The organism is Archangium violaceum (assembly GCF_016859125.1).
Classification (GTDB): domain Bacteria; phylum Myxococcota; class Myxococcia; order Myxococcales; family Myxococcaceae; genus Archangium; species Archangium violaceum_A.
The window spans coordinates 120963-141515 of sequence record NZ_CP069338.1 but is presented as its reverse complement, the minus strand read 5'-3'; the positions used below and the strand labels follow the sequence as shown (position 1 = coordinate 141515).

Sequence of the window (20553 nt, the reverse complement as noted above, 5' to 3'; positions counted from 1 at the left end):
CACTCCTACTGACCTGAGGTACAGAGGTGGTCCGCCCGGTCGCTCGCTCTCACCCCGCGGATCAGACCGAGGGGGCAGGCTGGGGAACGAGGACGGTGGCCTTGTGAGGCGCGCGCTCGCCGTAGCGGGTGGCGATGCGGAGCGCGGCCTCCGCGCCTTTTCCCGTCCGGGCGAGCATCACCACGGAGCCGCCGAAGCCGCCGCCGGTCAGCCGCGCCCCGAGGACGTCGGGCTCCTCGCGGGCGAGGTCCACCAGGAGATCGATCTCCGGGACGGACACCTCGTAGTCGTCCCGCTGCGAGGCGTGAGAGGCGTAGAGCAGGGGGCCCAGCGCGGCCAGGTCTCCCGCGCGCAGCGCCCGCACGGTGTCCAGCACGCGCGCGTTCTCGGTGAGGACATGGCGCACGCGCCGGCCGAGTGGCTCGGGCAGGGCGAGGGCACGCGGCAGCTCCGCGTCGGGCAGGTCGCGCAGTTGTTCGACACCGAGCAGCTTCGCGGCGCGCTCACACTCGGCACGGCGCACCCGGTAGTCGCCGCCCGCGTGGCTGTGCGTCACGCCCGAGTTGATGACGATGGGCTCCACCTGCGCGGGCAGTGGCACGCGCTCATATTGGAGACTGCGCGTATCCAGGAAGAGCGCCGCGCCCCCGTGCGCGAGGCTGGAGGCCATCTGGTCCATCACGCCCACCGGCGCGCCGACGAAGTCGCACTCCACCTTCTGGCCCAGCAGCGCGACGCGCACGTCATCCAGCTTCAGCCCGAAGCACTCCCGCAGGCCGCGCAGGAGCGCCACCTCGAGGGCGGCGCTCGAGGACAGGCCACTGCCGAGCGGTACGTCCGAGCGCAGCCACAGGTCGAAGCCTCCGAGCGCATGGCCCTCGTCGTGCAGCACGCGGGTGACGCCCTGCACGTAGTCGAGCCAGCCCCTACCGGCCTTCTCCTGTCCCAGCTCGTACGTGTCCACCTTCCCGGAGGCTCCGAGGTTGGCGCTGAAGGCGCGCACCTGTTGGTCCTCGCGCGGGGCCAGCACCACCTCGGTCTGCTGGGGAATGGCCATGGGCAGCACGAAGCCACCGTTGTAGTCGGTGTGCTCGCCAATGAGGTTCACCCGCCCGGGTGCCTGGGCCCGTACCTTCGGTGGCCGGCCGAAGAGCGCTTCGAACTGGGGGGCATCATCCTGGGGGGCTCGCATGGCCGTTCCTCTCGTGGCTCAGGCCCCCGCGGGCTCGGGCTCGCCCGTTTCGGTCGTGGGGCGGGGTCTCCCGGAGGGGGCGGGGGGCATGGGAATGTCGCTGAAGAAGCGCGGGCCTCGCGTGGCCTCCGCTATCCGCTCCAGGGGGAACTTGGGCGTGCGGTCCGAGTAGAGCAGCCCGTTCGCCTCCTGGTACGTGTCGGCGAACTGCGTGTAACAGAAGCCCGCGAACAGATCGAGCGAGCGCACCACCTCGAGCAGCGCGGTGTAGCGGCTCTCCAGTTCGTCCGGCCCCTTGCACTGGGTGTAGCCCCACTCCCGCTGGTCGCCCCTCGCCATCGAGATGCCGCCGAACTCGGAGAGCACGATGGGATGATCGGCATGAGGATGATCCGACAGGATGATCACCCGCCCACCCGGGCGCTCGCGCCGGAACAGGTGCGGGCGCACCTCGTGCGAGTGGTAGCGTTTGCCGATCTCCGCGGGGTCCGAGTCGTAGTCGTGGATGCCGATGATGTCGGTGGCCACGCTCTCCCAACCGTCGTTGCCGATGACCGGGCGTATCGGATCCAACGTGCGGGTGAGATGGAAGAGCGCCTGCACGTAGTGCCGCTCGGCGGCGTTGTCGGGCAGGTTGGGCACGCCCCAGGACTCGTTGAGCGGCACCCACGCCACGATGCACGGGTGGCTGTAGTCGCGCGCGAGCACCTCGAACCACTCGCGCGTGAGCCGCTCGACGGACTGGCGGGTGAAGCGGTAGGCGCTGGGCATCTCCTCCCAGACGATGAGCCCCAGGCGGTCCGCCCAGTAGAGGTAGCGCGGATCCTCGATCTTCTGGTGCTTGCGCACGCCGTTGAAGCCCATGGCCCGGGCGAGCTCCACGTCGCGCCGGAGCGCCGCGTCATCCGGCGCGGTGATGCCGGTGCCATCCCAGTAGCCCTGGTCGAGCACCAGCCGCAGCGGGTAGGGGCGTCCGTTGAGCACGAAGCGGTCGCCCTGTACCGAGACGGAGCGCAGCGCCGTGTAGCTGTCCACCGCGTCGAGCAACTGGCCGTTGGCGTCGCGCAGCTCGAGCCGGGCTTTGATGAGCGTGGGCGAGGAGGGACTCCACAGCAGCTCGTTGCGGAAGTCGTCGATGCCCGGATCCGAGAGGGCGATGCGGCGGTACACCTCGCCCAGCACCACCGTGTACGAGTCCTGGGCGAGCAGCGTGTCTCCCACGCTCAGCCGCACGTCCAACCGCAGCCCCTCGGGCCGCGTCCCCTCGATGTGGACCTCGAGCCCCAGCTCCCAGCGCGCGAGGTTGGGCGTCCAGCGCAGGCTCTCGATACGGGTGACGGGGACGCGCTCGAGCCACACCGTCTGCCAGATGCCGGTGGTGCGCGGGTACCAGATGGAGTGGGGCTGGAGCTGCCAGTCCTGCTTGCCTCGCGGCTTGGCGAGATCGGCCGGGTCGTCCTCCGCGCGCACGACGATCTCCTGGGGACCGTCGCGGTGGAGCAGGTCGGTGATGTCGACCTTGAAGGGCACGTAGCCGCCCTCGTGGTGGGCGCAGCGCGAGCCGTTGACCCAGACGGTGGCCGTGTGGTCCACCGCCCCGAAGTGCAGCACCAGGCGCTCCTGCGGACCCATCGTGGGCGGCTCGAAGGTGCGGCGGTACCAGCACGCGCGATAGAAGCCGGTGTCCCCCACGCCGCTGCGCTCCGTCTCCGGAGCGAAGGGCACGCGGATATGGGCGTTCCAGCCCACCTCGGCCGGGACCGACCACCGCCCGAGCGGATCCAGCGCGAAGTCCCATCGTCCATTGAGCGGGCACCAGGCCGCGCGCCTCAGCTGCGGGCGTGGGTAACCACGCGCCTCGGTGCCCCCATCCTCCTTCGCTCCCGCCCAGGGGGAGGGAACGGGTGTGGCCTCCGGTACAGTGGCCCCCGGTACAGCGGAAGTGTTTGCCGCACGCGTCGAGTCCTGGCTACCCATGCGGCAAGAGTAGGCACCGCGTGTGGATGAGCAGTGTGGGTGCCTTCCCCGCCCGGTCGCGGAGCATCCCGGCGGATGCGGCCGTCAGGGCGCGGGCGGCGGTGGAAGCGGTGAAATGGCTGGGGCGAGAGCCTTCAACTCGCGCCCTGACACCGCTCGGGTGGTTGAGCGTCCACCAACCCGGCGCGTCCTGTCCTGGAGGACAATGCGTACCGGGGGATGAGAGCTGAACCTTGTGCCCGTGACCTGCCAACCGATGGATACGGACCTCGATAATCCTCAATTCGCGCGCGATGGCTTCGACGCCGCGAGCTTCCGAGAACTGCTCGCCCGCTACCAACGCGGTGAGCTGGTCGAAGCTCCGCCGCTCGCGGGCTCCCTCCAGTCACTCGAGGAGGGTGACATCCGCGCGCTCCCTCCCGAGGGGTCTCTCGACTACGAGGCGTACCGGGCACGCGGTGAGGAGGCGTTCCGCCAGGGCCAGGTGGCCGCCCTCATCGTGGCCGGTGGCGCCGGCACGCGTTTCGGTGGTGGCGTGAAGGGGCTCGTGCCCGTGGTGGGGGAGCGCACCTTCCTCGACTTCAAGCTCGCGGAGGCGCGCCGGCTGGGCGAGCGCCTCGGGCGCCCGGTGCCCGTGGCGGTGATGACGTCCTTTCTCACCCATGACGAGATCGACGCGCACCTGACGCAACGGGGTCAGAAGGAAGGTGTGTTCCTCTTCCGACAGCGGATGCTTCCGCGGCTCACGCCAACGGGTGAACTGTTCCGAGGCCCGGACGGCAAGCTCTCGTTCGCTCCCTCGGGACATGGGGACGTCTTCCGGGCCTTGCACGAGAGCGGGGTGGGGGAGGAGCTGCGCCGGCGCGGCGTGCGCTGCGTGTACTTCTCCAATGTGGACAACCTGGCGGCGACGCTCGACCCGGTCGTCATCGGCATGCACCTGGCGTTGGGTAAGGCCATGACGGTGGAGGTGACGCCGCGGAAGAACCCCAGCGGGGCGCTCGACGCGGGCGCGGCGCCGGTGCGCTTGAACGGCCAGCTCCAACTCGTCGAGAAGGTGGACCCGGCCCAGCACGCCTTCATCTCGACCAACAACATCACCTTCGACCTGGAGGCCATCCTCGACAAGGAGATTCCCATTCCCTACCGGGTGGTCTCCAAGAAGGTGGAGGGACAGCCCGTGCTCCAGCTCGAGCAGGTAACGGCGGAGGCCAGCAGCCTCACCCGTCCGGATGGTCAGCCGCTCCTCCCCGTCGCCTTCATCGAGGTGAGCCGGACGGATCCGGTGACCAGCCGGTTCGAGCCGGTGAAGGCGCCCGATGACCTTCCGCGCGTGGCGAAGCGGCTCCGCCAGCGCCTCGTGTCTTCGTGAGGCACCTGCCTCGGAGCATGTCCAAGGGCCTCGGTCAGTGGACCGAGCCCTCCAGCCACCAGCGCACCGCCTCGCGCGTCACCTCCTCGGGGACGACGTGCGGGCCCTTGAACTCCACGTAGTGCACGTCCTGGCCCGCGCGCTCGAACACCTGCATCAGCCGGCGGCTGCACCGGTCGATGGGGAGCACCCGGTCATCCGTGCCGTGGCTCATGAAGATGCGCGGCGTGCCCTGCCGTCTGGGTGGTACGGCGAAGCCCGGGGAGAAGGCGATGATGTGCCGGAACAGGTCCCCATTCCCGATTCCGAGCGAGAGCGCGTACGACGCTCCGTCGGAGAATCCCCCGATGGCCACCCGCGCGGGGTCCACCGCGTACTGCTCGAAGACATGCGCGAGTGCCTGATCGATGAAGTGCACGTCCGGCCCGTAGTCGTCCACGATGACGTCCCAGGTGGGGCCTCGGGAGCCCGGTGCCAGGAGGATCACGTTCGCCTCATCGGCCCGGGCCAGGAGCAGCTCCAGTCCATGTTGGGCCGAGCCTCCGGCTCCATGAAGCATCACGGCGAGCGGCGCTGGCTGATCCGGCCGGTAGCCTGGCGGCACGTAGATGATTCCATCATGTCCGAGGCTCAAGCCCAGGGGGTGCAGGCCCAGAGCTCCTTCGATCCGAGGGGTTCCCGGCCGCGCATGCAGATGCCCCTGCCGGGCGGAACGCCAGGCTTCGTCCCGCTGTCCCGCTTCCACCTTCTCTCTACTCGTCATTGGCTCCACCATCCCGTGGACCACACACGCCGCGAGGCCATGGTCCTCACCCTGTTCAATCTGGGATGCGAGACCAATCCTTCCTGGAGGGGGAGAGAGCGGAGCGCATGGCACGAACGACCAGGACGAAGCGGGGTGGAAATAACGGGCACGGCAAGGCCAGACGCGAGAGCACGGCACAGAGCCGGACCCAGACGGAGCGGCCGAGCGATGGCTCCCTCCACCCTCCGGCGCGCACCCTGGCGCCTTCCGAAGCGCGACGGCCGGTTGCCGGCGGCTCATCATCAGAGGATTACCAGCGCACCTTTCGTGAACTGGGGTGCAAGGATGTCGTCCACCTGGGCATCGAACAGCGCGCGGACCTGCTGCTCGATCCACCGCTGGAGCTGCTCGAGGGGGCCGACGTCTTCTTCTTCACCGGCGGCGCGCAGTTGAAGATCACCACGCGCTTCGCGGGCACCCGGCTGTGCAGCGCGGTCGAGGAGTTCTACCGCCGGGGCGGCACGGTGGTGGGCACGTCGGCCGGCGCGTCCGTCATGGCCGATACGATGCTCGTGTCCGGCGTCAGCGCGGAGACCCACAAGATTGGCGAGACGTTGCAGATGGCTCCGGGGCTCGGGTTCATCCGGGATGTCATCATCGACCAGCACTTCGCCGAGCGTGGGCGCATCGGCCGGCTCCTGGGCGCGGTGGCCCAGAATCCGCGCTTCATCGGCCTGGGCATCGACGAGAACACGGCGATCATCGTCGAGCGGGAGGAGTCCTTCACCGTCGTGGGCTCCGGAGCCGTCTACGTCGCCGACGCCGAGGACGTGACCTACACCAACGTGGCGGAGGAAGAGCGTGAACGGACCCTCTCGCTCTTCAACGTCCGACTCCATGTCTTGAGTCAGGGCGACAGCTTCGACCTCCGGACCCGTCGCCCGTCGCATGAGTTCGCCAGGACGGTGGAGCAGAAGATCGACAGCTCCTCGCACCACCCGGGAAACGAAGTCCGGCACTGAGGTGGCCCGGGGAGCCGGGCCACCCCTCGTATGCACTCAGTCTGGCGGCTCCAGGTAGTTCCCGTCGCCGTCCGTGATGGTGTCCATCGCGCGGCCCTCGATCTGTTCGTCGGGGACCGCGTCCGATTCAGCCGAACGGCCCTCCTCCGACTGGACTCCCTCGAGAGGCTCCTCGGGTCCTGGTGGGGCCCCGGAGCCTCGTTCCTTCGCCGGCTCTTTCATGGTGTGAACCTCCCTGCTCGAGCTCTCTCCCGAATCTGCCCACGGGAAGTCCGTTGCGCCTGATGCTTCACATCGCGGATGCAGCCCGAGCAGGAGGACGAGCCTCGGGCAGGTCGCTCGGGAGGACGCAGGGAGTGGTGGGGGTGCCTACCTTCCAGGCATCACGGGGGCAGGTGCGGCCGTGCCGCGTGCCCTCGCAGCCATGGGGGAGACGCCATGAAGAAGAAGATGCTGCTTCACGAGTTGCACCCGTCCGTCGTCCACGCGCCGCTGGCCCTGTTGCCCACCGCGACGGTGGCCGACTTCATCGCGGTCGCGAGTGGAGACAAGGCCTGGGCGAAGGTGGGCCGGCGGTTGTGGGTGGCCGGTACGGTGAGCGCCCTCTTCTCGGGACTGGCGGGACTGGCCTCCTCCCAGGAGGTGCGGCTCGAGGAGCCCCGCGCTCGGGACATGGTGTTCCTCCACGGCCTGGGCAATGCCGTCGTCACGCTCGGCGCGGTCGGTGTGACGTTGTGGCGGCTGAGCCGTCCCCCCTCGCTCGGTCAGAGCCTCATCGGACTGGTCGCCAACTCCGTGGCGCTGTACACGGCGACGCTCGGCGGCAAGATGGTCTACGAGCTGGGCGTGGGCATCAACCCGATGCCGGCGGACGCCTCGACGGGGACGTTGAAGGGACCGCCGTTGCTGTCGCGTGAGGCGCCGGCGGCGCTCGTGCGCGATGGGCTCCAGGGCCTGCGCTGGCTGTTCGGCCGCGCGAGGAGCCTCTTGTCGGGGGCCCATCCCCTGCACTCGGGCGCCAAGGGCTTTGGCCGGGGCTACGAGGGACCCACGATTCCGGACGAGGCCATGGTGCCGGACTCCACCGAGTCGCTCCCCAACGCGCCGATGCTCTGACCAGATGCGTCAGGCCCGGTCGCGGCCACGGTGCCCGCTTCTCAATCTTCCCAGGTGGCCGAGCTTCCAGAAGGACTGCGCTATCTGCCTGGCTTTTCCCTCTACCTCATGGCCGGTGCCTCGCGCTCGCAGTGGCAGCACACCCTCTCACCCGTGAAGACGCTGCGTTATTCGCTGAGCTTCCGGACCGTGAAGCACGGGCCACATTGAACCCGAGGACAAGTGCCGGCCGGGAAGGGCAGGAATACCTCTAAAAGCAGTCAGACAGCCATGCGGCTCGTCTGGAATCATCTCGATCTGGAATCCTTCCCAATGACCTCCCACTGCGTGACGGTCCGCAGGGTCCAGGCCCTTCGGGTCCCAATCTCCATGCATACAAGCCCGTGCTGCGCATCGAACTGGACATCGGTCCGTTCGAGACGCGGCCGAGCAACTCCTTTCCGGGTTTCGTCGAGCGGCTGACGTCCTGGGTGCCCGGGCTCCACACGCACGAGTGCAGCGTGGGCAGACCGGGCGGTTTCGTGGAGCGGCTGAGGCGCGGCACGTACCTGGCCCACATCTGCGAGCACGTCACGCTCGCGCTCCAGAACGAGATGGGTTTCGACGTGGGCTATGGCCGCGCACGCGGCACGGGCGAGACCGGGGTGTACACCGTGGTGATCGCCTATGAAGAGGAGGAGCCCGCGCGCGAGGCCTTCAAGACGGCGCTGGAGATGACGCTCGCCGCCATGCTCGACGAGCCCTACGACGCCGCCGCGGCCATCGAGCGCCTGCGGGAGATCGCCGACGAGTACCGGCTCGGCCCGAGCACCCGCGCCATCGTCGACGCGGCGCGTCGCCGGAAGATCCCCGTGCGTCGGCTGACCCCCACCGGCAGCCTGGTGCAGCTCGGTTATGGCATCCACCAGAAGCGGATTCTCGCCTCGCAGACATCCGATACGTCCGCCCTGGCCGTGGAGATCTGCCAGGAGAAGCCGCTCACCAACCGGGTGCTGCGCAACGTGGCGCAGGGGCTCAACCCCGCCCTCATCGTGCGGGCGCTGACCACCTTCCGCTCGGACCACCGCATGGTACCGGGGCGCTTCAACGTACTGGGGCTGGCGGGACGGCAGGTCATCCTGGACTACGGGCACAACGTCGGGGCCATGCGAGCCATCGCCGAGGCGCTGCCCCGTGATACCCACCGCCGCACCCTCATGGTGATGGGCCTGCCCGGAGACCGCCGTGACGAGGACATCCTGGCCACCACCCAGGCGTCGCTCCCCTTCGTGGACGAGTACGTGTTCCATGATCTGAAGGATCGTCGCGGGCGCGCGGAGCTGGAGATCCCCCAGTTGATGCGCAGCTGCCTGGCTTCGGACACACCCCACCACTTCGCCGCGGACCAGCGCGAGGGCATCCTCCTCGGCTTCCAGCTCTCCCGGCCCGGGGACCGGCTGGTCATCATCGCGGACCTGGTGGAGGAGGCGCTGGAGGTGCTCGAGGCGCTCGCCGATGTGGAGGTGGGTGAGGAGGGCACCTGCGAGGCCCCGGTGTCGCGGAGCTTCGAGTAGGCGGAGCGGGGCGTCCGATGTTCACCCTCATCCGCAACGGAGTCCTCCATACGCCGGCACCGGTGGACGCCCGGTCGGTGCTGCTGGTCGGCGAGCGCGTGGCCCGGCTGGGAGAGGTGGACGAGGCCGCGCTGGCCGCGCTCGGGTTGCCCTTCGAGGTCGTCGATGCGCGGGGAGGCCTCGTCATCCCCGGCTTCGTGGACCCCCATCAGCACCTCATCGGGGCCGGTGGGGAGAAGGGCTTCGCCAGCCGCATGCCCGAGGTGTCCCTGGAGCAATTGCTGCTCGCGGGCATCACCACCGTGGTGGGGTGTCTGGGCACGGATGGCTCCACGCGGCACCTGGGCGCGCTGCTGGGCAAGGTGCGGCAGTTGGTAGCGCAGGGGGTGAGCGCCTTCCTTTATACGGGCGGTTTCCACCTCCCGCCCCTCACGCTCACCGGCTCCGTGACGGATGACCTGGTCTTCATCGACCGCGTGCTCGGCGTGGGCGAGCTGGCCATCTCCGACGTCCGCTCGAGCCATCCCACGTTGGACGAGCTGGCGCGGCTGGTGTCCGCGGCGATGGTGGGCGGGCGGACCGCGGGCAAGGCGGGCGTCACCCACTTCCACGTCGGGCCGGGCCGCACCCTGCTCGCGCCGCTCCACGCACTGCTCGACGGGTACGAGGTGGTGCCCGAGTGCCTCTACGTCACCCACGCCAACCGCTCCGACGCGTTGATGGACGACGCCATCGCCCTGTCACGCCGGGGCGCCTTCGTGGACGTGGACACGGTGGACCCCGGAGCGGGCCGGTGGATCCGCTACTATCTGGAGCACGGAGGCGTGCCCGAGCGGCTCACCGTGTCCTCGGATGCCCACACGGCGGGCGCGGAGCCGGCGAAGCTACACCAGGAATTCGTCGCCGCCGTGCGCGAGCACGGGCTCCCGCTCGAGCTGGTACTACCTTTCTTCACGGCCAATCCGGCCGCGGCGCTGAAGCTGCGTGGAAAGGGCAGGCTCGCACCGGAGTTGGATGGTGACGTGGTGGTGCTGGATGGGCGCTCGCTCGAGGTCGTCCACGTCTTCGCGCGGGGGCGGCAGCGGGTGCGGGATGGGCGGCTGCTCGCGGGGAGGCAAGGAGACGAGGCATGAAGAGGCAGCCGGGGGACCTGCTGATCATCGGAGGCAGCGAGGACAAGGAATCCGACGAGGAGCAGGCCATCCTGCGGCAGGCGGCGAAGAAGGCGATCACGGAGGATGGCGGGCACATCGTCCTGCTGACCGTGGCCACCATGGAGCCCGAGCAGACCGCGGAGACCTATCGCAAGGCCTTCGGCCGGTTGGGTGTGCGCCGCATGGAGGTGCTCGACATCCGCAACCGCGAGCAGGCCTATGAGCCGGCCAACGTGGAGAAGCTCTCGGGCGCCTCGGTGCTGTTCTTCTCCGGCGGCGACCAGTTGCGCATCACCAGCCAGATGGGAGGCTCGCCGCTGCTCGAGCGCATCTTCGCGCTGCACCAGGAGGGAGTGGTCATCGTCGGCACCTCGGCGGGCGCGGCGGCCATGTCCGGGACGATGCTCATCGGCGGCTCCGGCAGTGCCACCACCAACGGCAGCAACCCCTGCCTCTCTTCATTGGCCATGGCGCCGGGGCTCGGACTGCTCCGGGGCGTCATCGTGGACTCGCACTTCTCCGAGCGGGGCCGCTTCGCGCGGTTGATGGGCGCCGTCGCGCAGAATCCCCACAACCTGGGCATCGGCCTCGACGAGGACACCGCCGTCCTCGTGAGGAACAACGACGAGGAGTTCACCGTCCTCGGCTCGGGCGGTGTCTATGTCATCGATGGGCTGGGCATCCGCTTCACCAGCCTCTCGGACATGCACACCCAGGGCATCCTCACCGTCCACGATGCACGCGTCCACGTGCTGGCCCGTAACGATCGCTTCAGCTTGAAGGAGCGTCGTCCCCTCCCTCCCTCTGCTCCCTCTGTCCCGTAGGCCGTGCGCTTCCTCGCGCGGCCTGGAATCCTCACGGGTTGGCGCTCACGTGGCGCGGGCGAGCAGCCGGGGCCGCAACCACAGGAGTCCCAGTGCCGCCGGTACCAGGGCCAGGGTGCCACGCAGGGCGGCGCGGCCCACGCGCGCCATGCCGTGTGGCATCCATCCGCCATGCGCGTCCGTTCCCTCCGGCAGGGGTTGGAAGAGGTTGCCCGGCGTCGGCGCGGCGGGGACGTCCTTGTACAGGTGCTGCCTGTCGACCATGACGGCCATGAGGCGCTCGGCCAGGCCCGGGGCCACGTAGGACAGGAGATTGAACTGGCGGGCGGAGTTGCCCACGAACATCTCCCGTCTCGGCCGTTGGGCCATTCGCACCATGGCTCGCGCCACCCGCTCGGGAGGGTATACCGGGGGCATCGCCTTGGTGCTCCGGCCGGTGTAGTTGGCCGCGTGCTGGAAGAAGGGGGTGTCGATGGTGGCCGGCATCACGGTGCATACATGGATGTCCCGCGCCTTCTTCAGCTCCAGCTCCTGTCTCAGGCTCTGGGCCAGGCCGCGGATGCCGTGCTTGGAGATGACATAGGAGCTGACGTACGGCTCCGACAGCCGGGCCACCATGGAGGCGTTGTTGATGAGCACCCCGCTGCCCTGCTCGTGGAAATAGGGCAGTGCCGCCCGCGCTCCATGCACGTAGCCGAAGAGGTTGGTGTCGATGACGCGGCGGAAGACGTCCTGCGGTATGTCCTCGAACAGCCCGAAGGCGGTGACGGCCGCGTTGTTCACCCAGACGTCCAGACGACCGAACTCCTCCACGGCCCTCCGAGCCAGCGCCATCACCGCCGTCTCGTCCGTGACGTCCGTGGGAACCACCAGGGCCTTGCCGCCCGCCGCGATGCATTGAGCGGCCAGCTCGGCCAGCGGTTGCTCACGCCTGGCCGCGAGCACCACCTTCGCTCCCCGGCGGGCGAATTCGAGTGCCGTGGCGCGACCGATTCCACTGGACGCACCGGTGATGACCACGACCGAATCCTGAATCTTCCTGGGCATGCGTTCTCCTCGTTGCTCACAGGACGCTAGGACCGCGGGTGACGGCCGAGGAGCGCCGCCTTCCTTCGGGTGGGTGTGGCTCGTTCGCCACGCCGTCCGGCTGACGACCTCGGAGGGCGACTCGTCTTGGGGTCCAATGCTGCGCGAGGTGAACAGTACCTAACCTTCCCCATGTAGCCCTTTCACAGGAGGAGGACGAGTCAATGAGGCATCTCAAGGCTGTATTCGTGGGCGCGGCGGCGGCGGCACTTCTCTTGGGGGCGGGGTGCAGGGGCGGTGGACAGCAGGGGCAGCAAGGGCAGCAGGGGACGGGCGGAGCGGGAATGAACCAGGGCGGTTCCACGACCCAGGGTGGAGGCGCGACGGGCGGTGACATGGGTGGAGGTTCCGCCATCGGCGGCGATACTGGAGGAACGGGCGCGGGCGGCGGTGGCACGGGCGGCACGGGCGCGGGCGGCGTGGGTGGCGGCTCCGGTGGCACGGGTGATGACCTGGGCGGCACGGGCACGGGCGGCACGGGCACGGGCGGCACGGGCACGGGCGGCGTGGGTGGTGGCATGGGCGGTGGCACGGGCTCGGGCAGCGGCGGCGCGGGCGACGTGGGTGGTGGCACGGGCACAGGTGGTACGGGCTCGGGTGGCAGTACGGGCCGTTGAGGCCGGAAGGCCCGACGCGCGCTGACATCGCGTGCGGACAACGTGGGTGGGTCATCCTGGTTCCACGAGGGAGGCCACTTCGCCCCCCAGTGGTTCCCTCTCACGTGGGTTCCAGCGAGACCAGGGGAAGGTCCTCAAGGCCTCGCGCCTTGGGGATCTTTTCTTGGGTGGACGCCTGTCATTGTCCTCCAGGACAATGGCAGCAGGGGCTCCCGTCAGTGTCCAAAGGCCAATACATGCTCATCGACACGCTACTGGGCGATCTTCCGCGCTCGACCTTCTTCCAAGAGCACTATCTCCAGCAGCCGCTCGCACGGCCGTCCACGGCGGCATCCCTGGGGGAGCTGGCGACCTGGGCCACCGCCGAGCGGCTCATCGAGCACACCCCGTGCGATCTGCTGCTGGTCCGCGATGGCGAGGTGTGGTCGGGTCCCCGGCCCACGAGCGCCCGGGAGGCCCGCGCGCTCCACGCGGAGGGCTACTCGCTCGTCTTGCGGCACGCGGATCGTCATGACGCGGGCCTCGCGGTGCTGGGGCGCCGTCTGTCCGCCGAGCTGCAAGGCACGGTCAACCTGCAGCTCTATTGCACCCCGGCGGGGCACGGCAGCTTCGGGTGGCATTGCGACCCGGAGGAGGTCTTCATCTTCCAGACGCTGGGGGCCAAGCGCTACCTGCTGCGGCAGAACACGCTCAACCCGACGCCCGTCCACGAGACGCTCACCGACGCGCCGGACATCTCGCGCGAACGGACGCCGGTGCAGGAGTGCCGACTCGAAGCCGGTGACTGGCTCTACATTCCCGGTGGCTACTGGCACCACGTGACCGCGCCGGAGCAGGAGTCCATCTCCATCTCCGTGGGCCTCATGCCTCCGACGGCGCTCGACGTCCTGGACTACCTGCGCGCTCAATTGTTGCGCTCGCGGGACTGGCAGCGGCGGCTTCCCGTGCTGGGGCATGCCTCCCCGCTCTCGGACGCGGAGAAGGTGGAGGCCTACCGGACCTTGTTCCAGGAACTCGGGAGCGAGCTGCAGCGGATGCTGGCGGATCCTCGGCAGGCGCTCCGGTTCATGGCGCTCACCGCCAGCGCTGGTCTCAAATCCTCGGCGCTCGGCCTGGACGCCCCGCGCACACCGGAACGCTGAGCACCTTCCCCTAAGCCAGGAGAAGAAAGTCCTGTCAGGGGCTCCCTCGGAGCCAGCGCATTCGCACCCCGTGCGCCAGTCACGACCTCATCCCCGCTGCCCTCCGGCCGCATTTTCCTCCAACTTGTCCGACAGTCGGACAAGTTGCTGAAGACCGCGCCCGGAGGGGTCCCTGTCCCTCGCGCTTCGCCGACCTCCCGACCACGCCTTTCGCGAACCTGTCCGCCGCAAGCGCTGGTGGCTCGCGTCATCGCGGAGGTTGCGCTCGCCGATGTCGAGCGCCAGCGCGGCCATGTCGAGCGCCAGCGCGGCCACGTCCTCGCGCAGCGAGTCCGGGGTGACGTGGAGCCGGGTATCCCAAGAGGGAGCCTGCCACGGCCGCGGCTCGTGTTCCCTCATGTGAGCCTCCAGGTGCCTGTCTGGGGTGACGGAAGGGGGACGTCCACCGCTTCCTCGCGAGTGGCGAACGCGAGGACGGCCCGGGTGAACTCCCGTGAATCGGTGATGAGCCAGTCGTGGCTGCCGGCGCCCACGTACACCTGTGCCCGAGGCATTCGTTCGCGCAGACGGTCCGCGCAGGACAGGGGCATGGTGTGGTCCCTCCGGCCCCACGCGAGGAGGGTGGGGCTCTGGAGCTTGGGCGCATGGCGGAGCAGCACCGCCAGGCTCCCCACCTTCACCTGGTGGAAGAAGGAGCGCGGGTGGCGGAGCGCGTTGTAGACGATGTGCCACCAGGCGCGCAGGTTGAGCCCCCATTCGAGGAAGGCATCCACCGTACGCGCCCCCACCACGCGGGGAATGGAACGCTCGCGCCGGGCTCCGATGGTGTCCGTGAGCACGAGCCTGTCCACGTATCCGCCGTACCGGGCCGCCACCAGCAGCGCCACGCCTCCGCTGTTGGAGTGTCCCACCAGCAGCACGCGCCCGAGCCGCAGCTGCTCCACGAGGCGCGCGGTCCACCGGGCATGGGCCGAGAGCGTCCACGGCCTACGGACCCGGGCCGAGCGCCCGCAGCCCGGCAGCTCCACAGTGAGGACACGGAAATGTTTCGACAGCCGGCGGATGAGCGGCAGGTAGGTGCGGGCCCGCACCAGCATGCTCGAGAGCAGGAGCAGCACGGGTCCCTCTCCGGCCTCGAGCACCTGCGCGCGCACGCCGTCCACCTCCACCCAGCGTTGGACGGGGCGTGGGGACCACAGCCCGACGTGGCTCCGCCGATGCTCCTGTGCTGGCGCCTTCAGTGGAATCCTCCCTCGGCGCCCGTTTCCTCGGCGCTATCGCTCCGGCGAAGGTCCATGTGCGGAACGTGGGGGGCGGGAGGTCACGGTGGAAGGGGCTCCCACCAGCCGGGCGAGGCGCCCCTCCATGGCTGGCGGGACCCGAAGCCGCCGGGCGGCCGGTTACCCACCGGCCCTTGTTCAGGTGTCCTGGAGATCCTGCGTGTTCATGGGCGGGGCGTGGGTGCTCTCCTCGCCCGCCATCGTGGAGAGCTCCGAGCGCAGGTCATTCAGGAAGCTCTCCTGGTCCCTCGCGTCCATGGCCCCGAGGATCCTGGGAGCGATCATCCGCATCAGGCCGAGCTGCGCCTGGAAGGGAAGGTGGAAGATGTGCTCGACCACCTCGGTCAGCGACTCCCCGGTGCTCTGCTGCGGCGCGCCCATGCCGATAGGACCCATGCTCATCGTGTCCATGCCCATGCCGGTATGGCGCTTCGTCGTCTCGGTCCCATTTCCGAAGCCGTGCACCGGCGCCCCGCGCATGCCGGTCTCGACGGTTTGCTGCGACATCCCCATCTCCATCGCGGCGGCATCTCGGACGCTCATCTCGCCCTTGGGCTTGTCGGCGTGGTGCTTCTCGGTGAGAGGGGGGTTGATTTGAATGTCGGTGTCCTTGTCGTACCGGGCCATGGGGTCGCTCCTTGGGGATGGGGTCATCTCTGCCCCTCCCGCTGAGCTATGCAGGACATCGGGCCGTACCCAGCCACGAGAGAGCGGCGCGGCCCCCGGATGCCCGCTAGCATCGGGTGCCTCGTTGCCCCTCGGCCACGGGAACACGTGCAACCCGACTCGGAAGGATTCACCTTTAGACACGCCATGAGTCCACGCGACGCCATTGCCGTTCCTGTTCCTGATGACGACTTCCAGTCCCTCGTGGGCATCCTCCCCGAGCCGTTGCAGACCGCGGTCCGGGAGCTGCCCTCCGGGGAGATCCTCGAGGTGGTGATGGACCTGGGCCGCGTGCCCGAGGCCCGTCTCACCGGACGCGTGGTGCGCCTGTCCGGGTCCCCCGTCACCCGCAAGGACCTGGAGCATGTATTGGCCCAGGTGGGCACGGTGAGCGAGGACAACCGCGCCGGCATCGAGCGCACCCTCCACCGTGTCTCCGCCATCCGCAACCGCCAGGGCAAGGTGGTGGGGCTCACGTTGCGCGTGGGCCGCGCCATCTATGGCACCATCGACATGCTCAAGGATCTCATCGGCACCGGCCTGAACATCCTGCTGCTCGGCCGGCCCGGTGTGGGCAAGACGACGAAGCTGCGCGAGGTGGCGCGCGTGCTCTCGGATGACCTGGGCAAGCGCGTCATGGTGGTGGACACCTCCAACGAGATTGGTGGGGACGGCGATATTCCCCACCCGGGCATCGGCGGCGCGCGGCGCATGCAGGTGTCGCGGCCGGATCGCCAGCACGACGTGATGATCGAGGCGGTGGAGAACCACATGCCCGAGGCCATCATCGTGGATGAGATTGGCACCTCGGCCGAGGCCTCCGCGGCGCGCACCATCGCCGAGCGCGGCGTGCAGCTCGTGGCCACGGCCCACGGCAACACGCTGGAGAACCTGGTGCTCAACCCCACGCTGTCGGACCTGGTCGGCGGTGTGCACACCGTCACGCTCAGCGACGAGGAGGCGCGGCGCCGCCGCACGCAGAAGACGATCAGCGAGCGCCGGGCGCCGCCCACCTTCGACGTGGTGGTGGAGATGGTGACGCGCGACGAGGTGCTGGTGCATCGCGACACCGCTCAGTCGGTGGACCGGTTGCTGGCGGGAGAGAACGTGGGAGGCGAGCGGCGCCAGCTCGTCGGAGGCCAGGTGGAGGTGAAGGAGGAGCCCGAGGCGGTGGCCCCACTGCCCGCGAGGCCCACGCGGCCCGGACGGCCCGCCCCGACGGGCGAGGCCCCCGTGCGGGAGGGCGCGCCCACGCCGCGACGAGAGCCCGGCCTGCGCCAGGGCACCACGCGCGTCTACGCCCATGCGGCCAGCAGGGATCTGCTCGAGCGCGTGCTGCGCGACCTCGGGGCGGATGCGCGCGTGGTGGGCCGGCTGGAGAACGCGGACGTCGTCCTCACGCTGCGCTCGCGCGCCAATGATCCGAAGTTGCGCAAGGTGTCGGAGAAGACAGGGGCGCGGGTGCTGGCCATCAAGCGCAACAGCTCGTCGGAGATGCGGCGGGTGCTGCGCGACGTCTTCCTCATCGCCGAGGGCGTGGACGAGGACCAGATCCGCGAGGCGGTGGCCGAGGCCGAGCACGCCATCCAGCGCGTGTTGAGCGAGGGCGTGGTGGTGCCCCTGGCCCCGAGGCCTCCCCGGCTGCGCAAACTGCAGCACCGGCTCGTCTCGCGCTACCACCTGGAGACGGTGAGCCACGGCAGCGAGCCCCAGCGGCACCTCATCATCTATCCGCTCGGCGCGCTGGTGGACATGCCACAGGGCCGGGAGCTGGACCTGGATGGGGAGGAGGAGGGCGCGGGAGGCCTGGCCTGAGGCCGGGGCCCGCCGCACGCCCTCCCTCCCCGGTGAGGCTCAGGTGCCCATGTGGGGCTGGTCGCCGCGCTGCTCCCGAGGCCGCTCGTCGCGCAGCTCGGCCGCCTCGCGCGCCGCGGGCCTGTCCTCCGCGGGCCGCACGCGGACGCGGTTGTGGACGTCGTGCACCCCGCGCACGCTGGCGGCGATGTCCTCGATGGCGCGCTTCTCCCAGCGCTCCTCCACCGAGCCGCTCAGGGTCACCTCGCCGTCCTTGACGAGGACCTCCACGTCACCCACGTCGACGGGGCCCTCCATGAGCTGCTCGCAGACATCCTCGCGGATGCGGTCGTCCGAGCGTTGGTAGCCCTTCGGGGGCCGGACGGGTCCGCGACGGGCCTCCATCCGCTCCAGGAGCCGGTCGTAGCTGCCGGGCTGGTAGCCGCGCTCATAGGCGCCCAGGCCTCCGCGGCCACCCTGGTTGTAGGCGCGCTCGATGCCGGAACCGGCGGCGTAGCCCGGGCGGCCCGGCCCGCCGCGGTGGACGCCCTCGTCACGCACCGGGTGCTCCATCCGCCGTGCGCGCACGGGAAATCGGGACCCCTCATGGTTGTCTTGATCACGCTGTGCCATTCGTGGACTCCTCTCCTGTCGGATGCGTGGGGTGCCGTCTCACTGCAGCATCTGGTCCTGCCGCGCGCCCGGGTTCTCGTCCCGCCGTTCCTCCTGCTGCTGGGGGCGGGCGACGCGGATCTCGTTGTGGACGTCCTTCACCCCGAGGATGTCCTCGGCGAGATCCTCGATGGCGCGCTTCTCGTCCCGGCTCTTCACCGTGCCGGAGAGGGTGACCTCGCCCTTCTCCACCCGGACGTCCACGTCGTCGGCATCCATCCAGCCGCGCATCAGCCGTTCGCAGATGTCCTCGCGGATGCGTTCATCCGAGCGCTGGTAGTTGCGCGGCCCGCGGCCCTGACGGCGGGGCAGCTCGGGGGATTGCTCGTAGTAGGGATACGCGCCCTGCATGCCACCACGGCCGGCGCCGTGACCCATCTCCCGGTCCATGTCGCGCGTGGGGCTGGTGGCGTAGCCGGTGCGCGGGCGTTGCTCGATGAACGAGGACTGGATCCGGGGCGGCTGGTAGTCGTCGTCGCCGAAGCCACGGGTGCCGAAGGCGTTGTCGCGGCCCTGGTCCTGGCTCCAGCCCTGGCCCCAACCATAGCGACGCATGTCCTCGGGGTCCGCCGAGGCGCCCAGGGCGTATTGACCCTGGCCCCACTGGTCGGTGTCGTAGTGCTGGCTGCGCTGGGCGCCGCGGGCGCCGTAGCGATCGAAGTCACCCCGGGTCCGCTCGCGCGCCACCTCGCTCCAGAAGCCCTCGCCGAACTCCTCGCCCGGACCACCGGCGCGGCGCACCCCCGGGGTGCCCCGCATCAATCCACCCCGGTGGTACTCCTCGCGGCTGTCCTGGTCGAAGCGGCCCCGGTCCTCGTCACCACCGTACTCGTAGCCCCGGCCATAGCGGCCCACGTCTTGATCGCTGAAGCCGCTACCCCGCATGCCTCCGCCACCGCCGAAGCGGCCCCGATCCCGGTTCTCCTCGCGGGAGCCGCGGCCCGGTCCCCGGTCATCTCCTCGGAATTCCCGCATGCGTCCCATGTCCCGCCCGCGCTCCTTCACGTCTCGCCGGTTGCCGCGTTCCGGGTCCTGGCCCAGTCCCTGTCGCTCGATGCCATGCCGCCGCCTGTCGGCCATCACCGCCTCCTTGGGGTATGTGAGATCGATCTCAAGGTCTTGATCGGCTCGCACCCACGGCAAGGGGGCGGGGTGGGGGCGGCTGCTCGGCTACCCATCCCCGGAGAGGGAGACCGCCGTCGACCCGTCGATCCGTCGACCCGGGAGGGGCCCGGTCGCCCGGCGAGGAGGCGGGCTAATCCGCGGAGCCTGGCGTCTCCGGGGTGACACGCTCCGCCAGGGACGGGTGTTGCGCGGACAGCACGGCGAGCTCCTGCGCCAGCCGTTGGATCTGCTTGCGCTGCTCGGCCACCTGGAGGCTCAAGCGGAAGAGGAGCCAGAGCAGCCCGGCGCACACGATCGCGAAGAGCGCCGAGGGCGGATAGTAGATGCCCATCGCGCTGGAGAGGGCGTCGATGACATTGCGCCAGAGCGCCAGGCAGGCCGTCAGCACGGAGACGAGCAGCCAGCTGAAGGTGTGGTGCTCCGACGTGCGGCGGCGCCGCGCCGACAGCAGGACGGCCAGGGCGAACACGGCCGAGAAGATGAGGACGATGATGCTGGAACGGCTCATGCTCAGACCGCCCGGAAGCGCTCCATGAAGAGCGCGAACGACACCTTGGCCATGTAGAAGGTCGACCGCCAGGCGGTGAGGGAGCTCGCCCCCGCGCGCCGCGAGCGCATCCTCACGGGCACCTCCACGATGGGGAAGTGCTGCCGCGACGCCATCAGCACGCTCTCCGGTTCCGGGTAGTCATGTGGGAAGCGCGTGGAGAAGAAGCGCATGGCCCTGGGACCGAAGCCGCGGAAGCCCGACGTCGGGTCGGTGATGCGCTGCTTGCACAGCGACGAGAGCAGCCCGGAGATGAGCCTGCTGCCGAAGCGGCGCAGCCACGTGGAGCGGAAGCTGGCCACCCCGGCGAAGCGGCTCCCCACCACCAGCTCCGCGCCCTGCTCCAGGGCCTTCAGCATCGCGGGGACGCTGTGCGGATCATGCTGACCATCCCCATCCATGCGCACCGCGCGCGAGTACCCGTGGCGCAGCGCGTACAGCAGACCGGTGGCCTCGGCCGCCGCCACCCCGAGGTTGATGGGGTGACGCACCACGTGGGCTCCCGCCGCGTACGCCCGCTCCGACGTCTGGTCGCGCGAGCCGTCGTCCACCACGGCCACGTCGATGCCGGGCAGCTCCCGCCGGAGCTCGGCGACGACATCGGCGATGCAGGCCTCTTCGTTGTAGGCCAGCAGGATGATGAGGGTCCCCGCTTCCATGGCCACCTTC

22 protein-coding genes are annotated in these 20553 nt (G+C 69.7%); 10 read left to right on the top strand and 12 right to left on the bottom strand.

What is annotated here, in order from left to right; genetic code table 11:
• Positions 1 to 61: 61 nt before the first annotated feature.
• Entirely contained in the window at positions 62 to 1192 is a 1131-nt protein-coding gene (gene galK / locus JQX13_RS00555) for a galactokinase (RefSeq protein ID WP_203407127.1), read from the bottom strand.
• Positions 1193 to 1210: 18 nt separating this feature from the next.
• A complete protein-coding gene (locus JQX13_RS00550) occupies positions 1211 to 2917 on the bottom strand; it encodes a glycoside hydrolase family 2 protein (RefSeq protein WP_239014441.1) in 1707 nt (568 codons plus the stop codon).
• Positions 2918 to 3410: 493 nt separating this feature from the next.
• Here JQX13_RS00550 and JQX13_RS00545 point away from each other — a divergent pair, with 493 nt between their 5' ends.
• On the top strand, positions 3411 to 4541 hold the full coding sequence (locus tag JQX13_RS00545) for a UTP--glucose-1-phosphate uridylyltransferase (protein ID WP_239014440.1): 1131 nt from the start codon (positions 3411 to 3413) through the stop codon (positions 4539 to 4541).
• A 34-nt stretch (positions 4542 to 4575) separates the two neighbouring features.
• Here JQX13_RS00545 and JQX13_RS00540 read toward each other — a convergent pair whose 3' ends face one another.
• Positions 4576 to 5304, bottom strand: coding sequence for an alpha/beta hydrolase (locus JQX13_RS00540; protein WP_203407126.1), 729 nt, complete (start codon positions 5302 to 5304; stop codon positions 4576 to 4578).
• Between the two features lie 107 nt (positions 5305 to 5411).
• Here JQX13_RS00540 and JQX13_RS00535 point away from each other — a divergent pair, with 107 nt between their 5' ends.
• Positions 5412 to 6308 carry a cyanophycinase gene (locus JQX13_RS00535; protein WP_203407125.1) on the top strand — a complete coding sequence of 299 codons (897 nt, stop codon included), beginning with the start codon at positions 5412 to 5414 and terminating at the stop codon, positions 6306 to 6308.
• A 36-nt stretch (positions 6309 to 6344) separates the two neighbouring features.
• Here the strand turns inward: JQX13_RS00535 and JQX13_RS00530 are convergent, their stop codons facing one another.
• Positions 6345 to 6530 carry a hypothetical protein gene (locus JQX13_RS00530; RefSeq protein ID WP_203407124.1) on the bottom strand — a complete coding sequence of 62 codons (186 nt, stop codon included), beginning with the start codon at positions 6528 to 6530 and terminating at the stop codon, positions 6345 to 6347.
• A gap of 216 nt (positions 6531 to 6746) precedes the next feature.
• Here JQX13_RS00530 and JQX13_RS00525 point away from each other — a divergent pair, with 216 nt between their 5' ends.
• From JQX13_RS00525 to JQX13_RS00505, 5 genes are all read left to right on the top strand, one after another.
• Complete coding sequence (locus tag JQX13_RS00525) at positions 6747 to 7424, top strand: DUF2231 domain-containing protein (protein WP_203407123.1); 678 nt, start codon at positions 6747 to 6749, stop codon at positions 7422 to 7424.
• 30 nt (positions 7425 to 7454) lie between these two features.
• Positions 7455 to 7634, top strand: coding sequence for a hypothetical protein (locus JQX13_RS00520; RefSeq protein WP_203407122.1), 180 nt, complete (start codon positions 7455 to 7457; stop codon positions 7632 to 7634).
• A 173-nt stretch (positions 7635 to 7807) separates the two neighbouring features.
• Positions 7808 to 8977, top strand: coding sequence for a cyanophycin synthetase family protein (locus JQX13_RS00515; RefSeq protein WP_239014439.1), 1170 nt, complete (start codon positions 7808 to 7810; stop codon positions 8975 to 8977).
• 17 nt (positions 8978 to 8994) lie between these two features.
• Complete coding sequence (locus JQX13_RS56060) at positions 8995 to 10110, top strand: amidohydrolase family protein (protein ID WP_203407121.1); 1116 nt, start codon at positions 8995 to 8997, stop codon at positions 10108 to 10110.
• A complete protein-coding gene (locus tag JQX13_RS00505; protein ID WP_203407120.1) occupies positions 10107 to 10955 on the top strand; it encodes a cyanophycinase in 849 nt (282 codons plus the stop codon). Before JQX13_RS56060 ends, JQX13_RS00505 begins: the two co-directional genes overlap by 4 nt.
• Positions 10956 to 11000: 45 nt before the next feature.
• Here JQX13_RS00505 and JQX13_RS00500 read toward each other — a convergent pair whose 3' ends face one another.
• The gene (locus tag JQX13_RS00500) at positions 11001 to 12002 is read right to left on the bottom strand and encodes an SDR family oxidoreductase (protein ID WP_203407119.1); all 1002 of its coding nucleotides are present in this window, start codon (positions 12000 to 12002) and stop codon (positions 11001 to 11003) included.
• A gap of 203 nt (positions 12003 to 12205) precedes the next feature.
• Here JQX13_RS00500 and JQX13_RS00495 point away from each other — a divergent pair, with 203 nt between their 5' ends.
• A complete protein-coding gene (locus JQX13_RS00495) occupies positions 12206 to 12658 on the top strand; it encodes a hypothetical protein (protein WP_203407118.1) in 453 nt (150 codons plus the stop codon).
• 218 nt (positions 12659 to 12876) lie between these two features.
• Positions 12877 to 13800, top strand: coding sequence for a JmjC domain-containing protein (locus JQX13_RS00490; protein ID WP_239014438.1), 924 nt, complete (start codon positions 12877 to 12879; stop codon positions 13798 to 13800).
• 87 nt (positions 13801 to 13887) lie between these two features.
• Here the strand turns inward: JQX13_RS00490 and JQX13_RS00485 are convergent, their stop codons facing one another.
• From JQX13_RS00485 to JQX13_RS00475, 3 genes are all read right to left on the bottom strand, one after another.
• Positions 13888 to 14199, bottom strand: a complete 312-nt coding sequence (locus JQX13_RS00485; protein ID WP_203407117.1) for a hypothetical protein — start codon at positions 14197 to 14199, stop codon at positions 13888 to 13890.
• Positions 14196 to 14954, bottom strand: coding sequence for an alpha/beta fold hydrolase (locus tag JQX13_RS00480; protein WP_203407116.1), 759 nt, complete (start codon positions 14952 to 14954; stop codon positions 14196 to 14198). Before JQX13_RS00480 ends, JQX13_RS00485 begins: the two co-directional genes overlap by 4 nt.
• Positions 14955 to 15218: 264 nt before the next feature.
• Positions 15219 to 15707, bottom strand: coding sequence for a hypothetical protein (locus JQX13_RS00475; RefSeq protein ID WP_203407115.1), 489 nt, complete (start codon positions 15705 to 15707; stop codon positions 15219 to 15221).
• A 186-nt stretch (positions 15708 to 15893) separates the two neighbouring features.
• Here JQX13_RS00475 and JQX13_RS00470 point away from each other — a divergent pair, with 186 nt between their 5' ends.
• Complete coding sequence (locus JQX13_RS00470) at positions 15894 to 17561, top strand: R3H domain-containing nucleic acid-binding protein (RefSeq protein ID WP_203407114.1); 1668 nt, start codon at positions 15894 to 15896, stop codon at positions 17559 to 17561.
• 39 nt (positions 17562 to 17600) lie between these two features.
• On the opposite strand, the gene JQX13_RS00465 is transcribed toward JQX13_RS00470, so the two are convergent.
• The 4 genes from JQX13_RS00465 to JQX13_RS00450 all read right to left on the bottom strand — a co-directional run bounded on the left by JQX13_RS00465 (position 17601) and on the right by JQX13_RS00450 (position 20543).
• On the bottom strand, positions 17601 to 18128 hold the full coding sequence (locus JQX13_RS00465) for a BON domain-containing protein (RefSeq protein ID WP_203407113.1): 528 nt from the start codon (positions 18126 to 18128) through the stop codon (positions 17601 to 17603).
• A gap of 84 nt (positions 18129 to 18212) precedes the next feature.
• Positions 18213 to 19292 carry a BON domain-containing protein gene (locus JQX13_RS00460; protein WP_203407112.1) on the bottom strand — a complete coding sequence of 360 codons (1080 nt, stop codon included), beginning with the start codon at positions 19290 to 19292 and terminating at the stop codon, positions 18213 to 18215.
• A 175-nt stretch (positions 19293 to 19467) separates the two neighbouring features.
• A complete protein-coding gene (locus tag JQX13_RS00455; protein WP_203407111.1) occupies positions 19468 to 19845 on the bottom strand; it encodes a DUF2304 domain-containing protein in 378 nt (125 codons plus the stop codon).
• A gap of 2 nt (positions 19846 to 19847) precedes the next feature.
• Positions 19848 to 20543, bottom strand: a complete 696-nt coding sequence (locus JQX13_RS00450; RefSeq protein ID WP_203407110.1) for a glycosyltransferase family 2 protein — start codon at positions 20541 to 20543, stop codon at positions 19848 to 19850.
• Positions 20544 to 20553: the final 10 nt, after the last annotated feature.

Excerpts from the sequence above, each read along its gene's own strand:
- galK (WP_203407127.1), bottom strand. The coding sequence starts at position 1,192 with ATGCGAGCCCCCCAGGATGATGCCCCCCAGTTCGAAGCGCTCTTCGGC.
- JQX13_RS00540 (WP_203407126.1), bottom strand. The coding sequence starts at position 5,304 with ATGACGAGTAGAGAGAAGGTGGAAGCGGGACAGCGGGACGAAGCCTGG.
- JQX13_RS00535 (WP_203407125.1), top strand. The coding sequence starts at position 5,412 with ATGGCACGAACGACCAGGACGAAGCGGGGTGGAAATAACGGGCACGGC.
- JQX13_RS00530 (WP_203407124.1), bottom strand. The coding sequence starts at position 6,530 with ATGAAAGAGCCGGCGAAGGAACGAGGCTCCGGGGCCCCACCAGGACCC.
- JQX13_RS00525 (WP_203407123.1), top strand. The coding sequence starts at position 6,747 with ATGAAGAAGAAGATGCTGCTTCACGAGTTGCACCCGTCCGTCGTCCAC.
- JQX13_RS56060 (WP_203407121.1), top strand. The coding sequence starts at position 8,995 with ATGTTCACCCTCATCCGCAACGGAGTCCTCCATACGCCGGCACCGGTG.
- JQX13_RS00505 (WP_203407120.1), top strand. The coding sequence starts at position 10,107 with ATGAAGAGGCAGCCGGGGGACCTGCTGATCATCGGAGGCAGCGAGGAC.
- JQX13_RS00500 (WP_203407119.1), bottom strand. The coding sequence starts at position 12,002 with ATGCCCAGGAAGATTCAGGATTCGGTCGTGGTCATCACCGGTGCGTCC.
- JQX13_RS00495 (WP_203407118.1), top strand. The coding sequence starts at position 12,206 with ATGAGGCATCTCAAGGCTGTATTCGTGGGCGCGGCGGCGGCGGCACTT.
- JQX13_RS00485 (WP_203407117.1), bottom strand. The coding sequence starts at position 14,199 with ATGAGGGAACACGAGCCGCGGCCGTGGCAGGCTCCCTCTTGGGATACC.
- JQX13_RS00475 (WP_203407115.1), bottom strand. The coding sequence starts at position 15,707 with ATGGCCCGGTACGACAAGGACACCGACATTCAAATCAACCCCCCTCTC.
- JQX13_RS00470 (WP_203407114.1), top strand. The coding sequence starts at position 15,894 with ATGAGTCCACGCGACGCCATTGCCGTTCCTGTTCCTGATGACGACTTC.
- JQX13_RS00460 (WP_203407112.1), bottom strand. The coding sequence starts at position 19,292 with ATGGCCGACAGGCGGCGGCATGGCATCGAGCGACAGGGACTGGGCCAG.
- JQX13_RS00455 (WP_203407111.1), bottom strand. The coding sequence starts at position 19,845 with ATGAGCCGTTCCAGCATCATCGTCCTCATCTTCTCGGCCGTGTTCGCC.
- JQX13_RS00450 (WP_203407110.1), bottom strand. The coding sequence starts at position 20,543 with ATGGAAGCGGGGACCCTCATCATCCTGCTGGCCTACAACGAAGAGGCC.